An 8,816-nucleotide genomic window follows, 5' to 3' on the forward strand; every position below is an offset into this window, starting at 1 on the left:
CTACCGCGCCTCCTGGTCGCTGTCCGGGACCCGTCCCGCCCACATCGGCAGCCGCTCCGTCCGCCACCTGCCGATCCCCGCCTGCGGCACCGGCCGCCCGCCCCGCCCCCGCTGCGCGCCCGGCGGCCCGTCCCACAGCGTCCCGTCGGTCCGGTCGCGCGGATCGGGATCCACCAGCACCACACCGGCCACCGGGATCCGCTGGTCCGCCAGCCGGCGCGCCACCGTGTGCAGCCACGCGGCGCTGCCGTGCCCCGCGCGCACCACGAGCACCGTCCGCGCCCCGAGGTACGGCAGGTCCGCCCACGCCGCACCCGGCGCCACCGAACCGACCCCGATCCGCCGCCCCCGGTGCGACAGGTCCGCCGCCTCCTCCCCGCCGACCACCACCGGATCGCCCGGCCTCGGCTCGCGGCCGGCCAGCGGCAGCCCCGGCAGCCCGTCGATGACGACCACCGGCCCCTCCGCGCCCAGCGCCCGCCCGAGGTCCAGCGCCAGCGCGGCCGTCCCCCGCGCACAGCCCAGCTCCAGCAGCGACACCGGCTCCGCCGAACCGCGCACGATCCGCGCCAGCGACCGGGTCAGCCGCTCCCGCGCGTCCCGCACGTGCCGGCGCCGCCACGGCCCGGCCCCGCGCGGCAGCTCCCCGACGACCGAGGCACCCAGCTGCGCCGCGATCTCCCGGCGCAGCACCGGGCGGTCCGCCACCACCGTGCCGACCGCCGCCACCGCCAGCCCGAGGGCGAGCCCGAGCACGACCCCGATCGCGGCGTTCGTGGCTGCGCTCCGGGGCAGCGAGTGCCGCACCGCGCGCGGCGCGTCCACGATCTGCGTGCCCGCCACCAGGTGCGGGGTGCCGATCCGCGCCTCCGCCGCCCGCTGGTCGAAGTCGGAGATCCGCGAGGTGAGTTCGGCCCGGCGGGCGAAGAGGGACTCCATGTCCGCCGACGCCTTCGTCCCCTTCTCTGCGATCGTCTCGTTCACCCGGGCCAGCTCCTCCCGCATCCGGTCGCGCTGGTCGAGCAGTGACGTCGCCTCGGCGTCCGCGGCCTCCCGGATCCGCCGCACGTGGTCCGCGACGAACGCGTCGGCCAGCGCCCCGGCACGGGCCACCGCCTCCGCGTCGCTGTCACCCGACACCGTGATCTGCAACAGGTTGTTGGTCAGGCCGAGCCCCTCGTAGTCCCGCATGAACACCTCGGGCTCCACCGGCGAATCGAGCGCCTTCAGCGCCGCGCCGGCGATCCGCGTGGTGTGCAGCAGCGCCACGTCGGTACGGATCAGCGTCCCGGGGTCGTTCGGCTGGTCCTCCTGGTGCGCCACCAGCAGCTTCACCGTCGCCGTCGGCGGCGGCACCAGCACCAGTGCCAGGGCCGCGCCCACCAGCAGGCCGAGCAGCGCCAGCGACGACCACAGACGCCGCCGCCTGCGCACCGCCACCACCAGCGTGTGCAGGTCGATCAGCGGCGCGGCGGCCACCGGCTCCCCGTCCGTACGTCCCGTCATCGCACACCCCCCAGCACGTCCTCGCCGACGGCGGGCTCCGGCGCCGCGGTACGGCGCGGCCCCGTGCCCCGACGCCCCGGACGGGCCCGCACCGCGCCCGCGACGACCAGGCCGAGGACCTCCTGCCCGGCGTCCGCGCACGCCTCGGCGACGCCCGCGAGCTCCGCCCCGGTCCAGCTCCCCGGACTGACCACCACCAGCACACCGGACTCGTCGTCCCGGTCCGGCAGCAGCGGATGCGCCACCGTCACCCCCACCAGCCGCAGCCGCAGGGACGCCCCGCCGGGAGCCCCCGGACCGGAGGCGTCCCCGGCCTCCGCGACCAGCCGTTCCGCGGCCCGGCGCGCGATCTCGTCCCCGTCCGGGACGACGACCAGCAGCCGTCCCGGAACCGGCAGCCGGTCCTGGAGCCGGGCGCACACCCGCCGGTAGCGGATCCGCCGGCCCGACTCGTCGCCCGAGGCCCGCGGCGCCGGGATGTCCCAGCGGACGTCGACGCCCAGCAGCCGGCGGAACCAGGCCCGCGGGCCGCGTCCCTCCGGCCGGTGCACGGGCCGTCGGCCGGCCACGTCGACACTGCCGACGAGCAGCGTGCCCAGGGCCCCGGCGATCTCCGGCTCGGTCCGCAGCCGACGGCTCATCCGCGCCGCGGCGAGATGCCCGACCACCGTGAGCAGGAAGAACAGCACCGCCCCCGCCGCGACGAGCTGCGCCCGCGTGGGCGGCGCCTCACCGGTCGGCCGGGCCGCCGGCCCCATGACGACCATGGTGGCCTTGCCGGACTTCCCGGCCGCCGGATCGGTCTGGTCCAGCTTGGTGATCGCGTCGCGCAGCGCCGTACGCAGCTTCTCCAGCTCCGTGCGCGCCTGCACGCTCTCCACCGTCCGCCCCGGATCGGCGGCGTCGGCCAGCTCGGTGATGCGCCGCCCGGCCTGCTCCACCGCCTTCCGCAACGCCTCCAGCCGGGTCTCCGCCCCGGGGTCGGTGGTACCGCCCACGATCCGCGCCGCGAACGCCACGAACTCCTTGGCCATCAGGTCGGAGAGCCGCTGGGCGCGCTCCGGGGTGTCGGCCGTGCCCGAGATCCTGATGATGTTCCCCTCGGCCGCCTCCGCGGTGATCCGCTCCCGCAGCTCGATGCCGTCGACCCCGTGCCAGTCGAGCGCGTCGGCCACCCGGTCGACGACCACCGAACTCGTCGCGACCTCCGCCTGGGTCAGCAGCTCCCGCTCCTCCCACGACCCCGGCAGCAGCACCGACACCGAGGTCGTGTAGCGCGGCGGGACCAGCAGCGAGACGCCGTGCCCGGCCAGTGCGCCCACCAGGGCGAGGAGGGTGAGCAGCCGCCAGCGCCGACGGAGAATCCGCCCGAGGGTGACCAGGCGTATCGTGTCGTCGCTCAACTGCGCGGCCTCGTCCCCGCCCGGCCCGGAGCGCCCGTGGACAGCGCGGCCTCGTAGGCGGCGAGCAGCGCGCGCTGGGAGTTCCGCCAGGCGAGCGGTCCGCCGATCCGCTCCTGGCCGGTCTTGCCCATCAGGGCCCGCTTCTCCGGGTCGTCGAGCAGCAGCGCGATCAGCCGCGCGAACTCCGCCTCGTCGTTCGCGGGCGCGTAGACCGCCGCGTCACCGGCGGAGACCCGCGCCTCCTTCAGGTCGAAGGAGACGATCGGCCGGCCCATCACCATGTACTCCAGGACCTTGTTCATCGTCGACACGTCGTTGAGCGGATTGCGCGGGTCGGGGGAGAGACACACGTCCGCGGTGGACAGGTAGCGCGCCAGTTCGGCGTCCGACACGCGCCCGGTGAACCGCACCTGGTCGGAGAGCCCGAGCCGCCGGGACAGTTCCACCATGGCGTCGAAGGTGTCGCCGCCGCCGACGAACACCGCGTGCCAGTCGCTGCGCCCCAGCTCGTCGCGCAGCTTCGCGAGCGCCCGCAGGGCGTAGTCCACCCCGTCCTGGGGACCCATCACCCCCAGGTAGCACAGCAGATGGGGCTTGCCCTCCTTGAGCTCCGGCTCGGGCGGCACGGGGTGGAAGCGGTCGGTGTCGGGCGCGCTGCGGACCACGAACACGTCCTCGGGCCGCCGGCCGCCGCGGCGCACCGCCACGTCCCGGTAGCTCTCGTTCGTGGCCAGCACCACGTCCGCCGCCCGGTAGGTCATCCGCTCCAGCGCGCACACGCTCCGGTAGAGCAGGTCCTCGCCGCGGTCGAAGCGCGACAGGTACAGCTCGGGCACCAGGTCGTGCTGGTCGAAGACGAACCGCGCCCCGCGCCGCTTGAGCCACCGCGCCGGCAGGAACAGCAGGTCCGGGGGGTTGCAGGCGTGGACGACGTCGACCGGCCCGACCTTCCGCGCCAGCCGGGCGGTGTGCCACAGCGCCGTTCCGTACTCCCGCAGGTAGCCGGCCGGGCCGCCGGTGGCCGCGCGCAGCGGGTAGCGGTGGATCCGCACCCCGTCGAGCAGCACCTCCCGCTCGGTGTCCCGCTTGGTCCCCGCGGGACAGATGACGTGCACCTCCCAGCCCGCGTCCCGGAGCGTCGTGCACTCCTGCCACACCCGCCGGTCGAACGGCACCGACAGGTTCTCCACCAGGATCAGCGCGCGCCGGCTCCGCCGGTCGCCGCTGGTCGCTTCACCAAGCAAGGCCCACGTACCCAGGTTCGGCCCGGCGCGCCTCGGCGTCGGGAAGGTGGATGAGATCGATGATCACCGGCGCGTCCCCGTGCGGCAGCGCCGCCAGGACGGCCGGGTCCCTGGTGCCGACGAGGCACACCTCGGCGTGTTCGAGCACCTCGTCGACGGAGTCCGCGAGCAGCTGCGCGAGGTGCGGCAGCCGGGTCTCGATGTACTCGCGGTTCGCGCCGAGCAGCCGGGAGACGTTGACGTTGGCGTCGTGGATCCGCAGCTCGTAGCCCTTGCCGAAGAGCCGCTCCGCCAGCTCGACGAGCGGACTCTCGCGGAGGTCGTCGGTGCCGGGCTTGAAGGAGAGCCCGAACAGGCCCACCCGCCGCTTCCCGGTGCGCTCGACCAGCTCCACCGCCCGCTGGAGGTGGTCGGCGTTGGACGGCAGCACATGGGAGAGGATCGGCACCGAGACGTCGGCCCGCTGCGCCGCGTGGACCAGGCTCCGCAGGTCCTTGGGCAGGCAGGATCCGCCGAAGGCGAAGCCGGGCCGCAGGTAGGCGGGGCTGATGTTCAGCTTCCGGTCGGCCAGGAAGACGTCCATCACCTGGTGCGAGTCGACCCCGAGGGCCTGGCACACGGCGCCCAGCTCGTTCGCGAAGCCGATCTTGAGGCCGTGGAAGGCGTTGTCCGCGTACTTGATCGCCTCCGCGGTCGGCACGGGCACCCGGAACACCTCGCCGGGCAGCCCCTCGTACAGCGCCGCCACCACGTCGCCGCTCGCCGGGTCGAGCTCGCCGACGACGGTCTTCGGCGGGTCGAAGAAGTCCCGCACGCTGGTGCCCTCGCGCAGGAACTCCGGGTTGACCGCGACTCCGACGTCCACGCCGGCGGTGCCACCGACGTACTTCTCCAGGATCGGCACCAGCAGGTTCAGGCAGGTGCCGGGGAGCATGGTGCTGCGGAACACGACCGTGTGCCGCCCGCCCCGCTCGGCCAGCGCCGCGCCGATCTCCTCGGTGACCCGCTCCAGATAGGTGGTGCACAGGCTGCCGTTGGGCTCCGACGGCGTGCCGACGCAGACCAGCGACACCTCGCTGTCCCTGATCGCCTCGCGCACGTCCGCGGTGGCGCGCAGCGCCCCGCTCCGCACGACCTCGGCGACGAGCTCGCCGATCCCCTCCTCGACCACCGGTGCCCGGCCGTCGTTGACCAGGTCGACCTTGACCGGATTGACGTCGACCCCGACGACCTCGTGCCCCAGGCTGGCCAGGCACGCGGCCGACACGCAGCCGACGTAACCGAGCCCGAAAACGCTCACCCTCATGACCCGCTCCTCCCCCCGGACAGGCCCCCACGGCCTGCCGTCCACGTGCCGGCCGGACGACGAACTCCCCGCATCAATAAGCTCCCTGACCGTGTATCACCGCGCGCAGCGTCTTCCACAAGATCACCGTGTCCAGGGCCAGTGACCAGTCCTCCACGTACCGCAGGTCCAGTCGCACGGCCTCCTCCCACGACAGGTCGCTGCGTCCGCTGATCTGCCACAGTCCGGTGAGCCCCGGTTTGACCAGCAGCCGCCGCCGGATGTCCGCGCTGTACGCGGCGGACTCCTCCGGCAGCGGGGGCCGCGGTCCGACCAGCGACATCGACCCGGTCAGGACGTTGACGAGCTGCGGCAGCTCGTCGAGCGAGTACCGGCGCAGCACCGACCCCACCCGGGTCACCCGCGGGTCCTGGCGCATCTTGAACAGCAGGCCGGCGCCTTCGTTGAGCCCGGCCAGTTCCTCGCGGGCCCGGTCCGCCCCGGCGACCATGGTGCGGAACTTCAGGATCATGAACTCGCGGCCGTCCTTGCCGACCCTGCGCTGCCGGTAGAACACCCCGCCCCGGCTGTCGGTCAGGACGAGCAGCCCGACGAGCAGCATCAGCGGCGCGAACAGCACCAGCAGGACCGCCGCGCCGAGCCGGTCGACGACCTCCTTGACCGCCCGTCGCCCGCCGGTGAAGGCCGGCATGCTGACCCGGAGCAGCGGTATCCCGAGCACCGCGTCGACGTGCAGCCGCGGCCCGGCCACCTCCATCAGCACGGGGGCGACGACCATCTCGGCGTCGCTTCCCTCCAGATTCCACGCCAGTCTCCGCAGCCGGTTGGGCGACCAGTGCGGGTCCGGGGTGACCGCGACGACCCGGAAGCCGTCGCGGTGCACGTGGTTGGCCACGTCGGCCAGCCGCCCGACCACCGGCACACCGTCCAACTGGTCGCCGTCGGGCCCGAGTTCGGGGGTGGTGCAGACCGCGTCCACCCGCCACCCGAGGTGCGGGAACTTCCGGGTCCTGGTGATCAGGTCCCGCACGGTGGCCCTGCTCCCGGCGGCGAGCACCGGACGCAGGCACCTGCCTTCCTTCCGCTGCTTGTGCAGCCAGAGGCGCAGCAGGTACCGCGCCGTCATGGTGACCAGCGCGATCGCGGGGATCGCGACGAAGATCCACAGCTTGATGTTGCGCGAGGTGAGGGCGATCCCGCCGAGCGCCAGGACGACGGTCGCCATGAACAGCGACCGACCGAGCCGCCGGAACTCCTCGGCGCCCTGTCCGAGCACCGCCGGAGCCCACGAGCGGCTCACCGCGAGCGCCCCCAGCACCAGGAGCTCGGTGCCGAAGGCGAGAATGCCCCATTTCTCATGCCAGTTGGCCGCGTCCCGGGCCCCGAAGAAGTCGCCGATCGTGGCTACCACGAAGGCGGTGGCCACGGTGTCGCTGGTGATCACGGTACGTCGGTACCGCTGTTCCCAGTCCATCGCCGGCCGGCTGATCTCCCCGTTCGCCAGACGCTCGCGCGCAGACGGAAACGGGCTGAGTAATCCCCCTTGCCGCACAGAACCCCCCAAGGTTCCCAGTGGTTCGACGTGGTCGCCTAGCACTGTTCCTCAGCCCGGCAGGCGCGCACCCTCCCCGCGTGGCGCCCGGGCTGTCACTTCGCAGCTTCGCTGTGCGCGGGAATCCGTCGGTCCGCCGGGTGCACCCCGCACCCGGAAGCCGTCTCGGCCCCCCGAAGAACTGATCGCCCCACATCCGGCACCAAGGGGCAGACGTGCTGGTCATGCACAGTGCCGGACGTAAAGATCGTTACTGGTCGCCTCGTGCTCGATCAGCTGAAGCATGGTCAATCTAGAGCATGGGAAGCGGGTTGGAGAGAGGATGTGTGTAATTTGTGCGTAAGCTTTGAGACTTGATCCACCGGCTGCACATCAGCCACACGCGTCTTCACGCCAACACGCGATCCGTCAGCCACCGGAACCCCGCGAATGATCGCCAACGCCCTTTATTCGGCGTTGAGTTGTGTGCGTTCCTGATGAACCCTCAGACGGTCGACCCGCCGTCCACGGGGATGCAGGCGCCGGTGATTCCGGCGCCCTCGGGGGAGGCGAGGAGGAGCACCGCGGCGGCCACCTCCTCGGGGCGGGTCAGCCGGCCGGTGGCCGTCCGCGCGGTGAAGTGCCGGAGCAGCCCGGCGTAGTCGGTCCCCAGCACGCGCGCGGCCTTGGGCCCCTGCTCGGTGACCCAGTCGGTCTCGACGGCGCCGGGGCAGACGCAGTTCGCCGTGATGCCGTACGGACCCACCTCCTTCGCCAGCACCCGGGTGAGGCCGATGAGGGCGTGCTTGGCGGCGGCGTAGGCGCACAGACCGGGGTCCGGGTCGCGCCCCTCCATGGAGGAGATGGTGATGACGCGCCCGGAGCGCTGGGGGACCATCCGGGCCAGGGCGTGCCGGGTGGTGTAGAGCGCGGTGTCGAGGTTGAGCGCGAGGGTGCGGTGCCAGACCTCGTCGGTGATGTCCGCGACGGTGGCGAAGTCCGTGGCCCCGCCGACGTTGTTGACGACGACGTCCAGGTGTCCGTAGCGCTCCACGACGGTGTCGACGGCCCGCTCGGCGTCGGGCCTGCGGGTGGCGTCACCGACGCACAGCGTCACGTCGTCGCCGCCGTCGAGCCGGGCGAGGGCCTGGCGGCCGTGTTCCTCGTCGCGCCCGGTGACGACGACCCGGGCGCCGTGGTGGTGGAGGGTCCGCGCGATGGCCAGTCCGATGCCACGGGTCCCCCCGGTGACGAGGGCGGTCCTGCCGGTGAGGTCCATGAGGTCTCCCGTTCCGGGTCGGTGTGCGGATGGCGCAGGGCGAGGGTGACGGTGTGGGGGAGGCCGGGCAGGCGCAGCGGTACGAGGTGCCAGCCGCGCGGGGCGAGGTCCCGCCCGAGGCGGGCCACGAACGGCCGTGGCCGGAGGGCGATCTCCACGTCGACCAGGGCGCGCAGCAGCGGCCAGCCGAGCGCCTTGGCGACGGCCTCCTTCGCCGTCCACACGGCGAGGAACGCGGCGCACCGGTCCGGCGCGGGACGGGCCTCCAGATCGGCCCGTTCGGTGTCGCCGAGGGCCTGGAGCAGGAGGGCGGGGGACGGGGGCCGGGGCAGGAACTCGATGTCGATCCCGAGGGCGGTCCCCGGGTCCGCGTCGACGTCGGTGCCGAGGACGGCCCCCGGGGCAGAGCCCACGCCGCCGCCGGCCGCCGGGGTCCGCCCGCCCGCGCCGGGGGAGACGACGGCGGCGACCGTCACGGGCCCGCAGTGGGCCGCCGTCAGCCGCAGCGGGGGCAGCCCCTGACCGGGGAGGAGGGAGGGGCGCCCCC

At 73.8% G+C, this 8,816-nt stretch carries 7 protein-coding genes; all 7 read right to left on the bottom strand.

What is annotated here, in order from left to right:
• On the bottom strand, positions 1–1,506 hold the full coding sequence (locus IE321_RS17725; protein ID WP_043225270.1) for a Wzz/FepE/Etk N-terminal domain-containing protein: 1,506 nt from the start codon (positions 1,504–1,506) through the stop codon (positions 1–3).
• Positions 1,503–2,909, bottom strand: a complete 1,407-nt coding sequence (locus tag IE321_RS17730) for a Wzz/FepE/Etk N-terminal domain-containing protein (RefSeq protein ID WP_190223618.1) — start codon at positions 2,907–2,909, stop codon at positions 1,503–1,505. The genes IE321_RS17725 and IE321_RS17730 overlap by 4 nt, the downstream gene beginning before the upstream one ends.
• Positions 2,906–4,153, bottom strand: coding sequence for a glycosyltransferase family 4 protein (locus tag IE321_RS17735; protein ID WP_190223619.1), 1,248 nt, complete (start codon positions 4,151–4,153; stop codon positions 2,906–2,908). Before IE321_RS17735 ends, IE321_RS17730 begins: the two co-directional genes overlap by 4 nt.
• Positions 4,143–5,459, bottom strand: a complete 1,317-nt coding sequence (locus IE321_RS17740; protein WP_043225274.1) for a nucleotide sugar dehydrogenase — start codon at positions 5,457–5,459, stop codon at positions 4,143–4,145. The genes IE321_RS17735 and IE321_RS17740 overlap by 11 nt, the downstream gene beginning before the upstream one ends.
• A 73-nt stretch (positions 5,460–5,532) precedes the next feature.
• Positions 5,533–7,011: a sugar transferase gene (locus tag IE321_RS17745; protein WP_043225275.1), complete on the bottom strand. Its 1,479-nt coding sequence runs from the start codon at positions 7,009–7,011 to the stop codon at positions 5,533–5,535.
• Between the two features lie 484 nt (positions 7,012–7,495).
• Positions 7,496–8,221 (bottom strand): SDR family NAD(P)-dependent oxidoreductase, encoded by a 726-nt coding sequence (locus IE321_RS17750; RefSeq protein WP_226652994.1) that lies wholly within the window; start codon positions 8,219–8,221, stop codon positions 7,496–7,498.
• A partial coding sequence (locus IE321_RS42015) for a 4'-phosphopantetheinyl transferase family protein (protein WP_229916434.1) occupies positions 8,104–8,816 on the bottom strand: 713 nt, incomplete at its 5' end. The genes IE321_RS42015 and IE321_RS17750, both read right to left, overlap by 118 nt.

It is taken from the genome of Streptomyces hydrogenans (assembly GCF_014656075.1).
Classification (GTDB): domain Bacteria; phylum Actinomycetota; class Actinomycetes; order Streptomycetales; family Streptomycetaceae; genus Streptomyces; species Streptomyces hydrogenans.

Bases quoted from the DNA above. Each gene is read 5' to 3' on its own strand.
- IE321_RS17740 (WP_043225274.1), bottom strand. From the start codon at position 5,459: ATGAGGGTGAGCGTTTTCGGGCTCGGTTACGTCGGCTGCGTGTCGGCC.
- IE321_RS17725 (WP_043225270.1), bottom strand. From the start codon at position 1,506: ATGACGGGACGTACGGACGGGGAGCCGGTGGCCGCCGCGCCGCTGATC.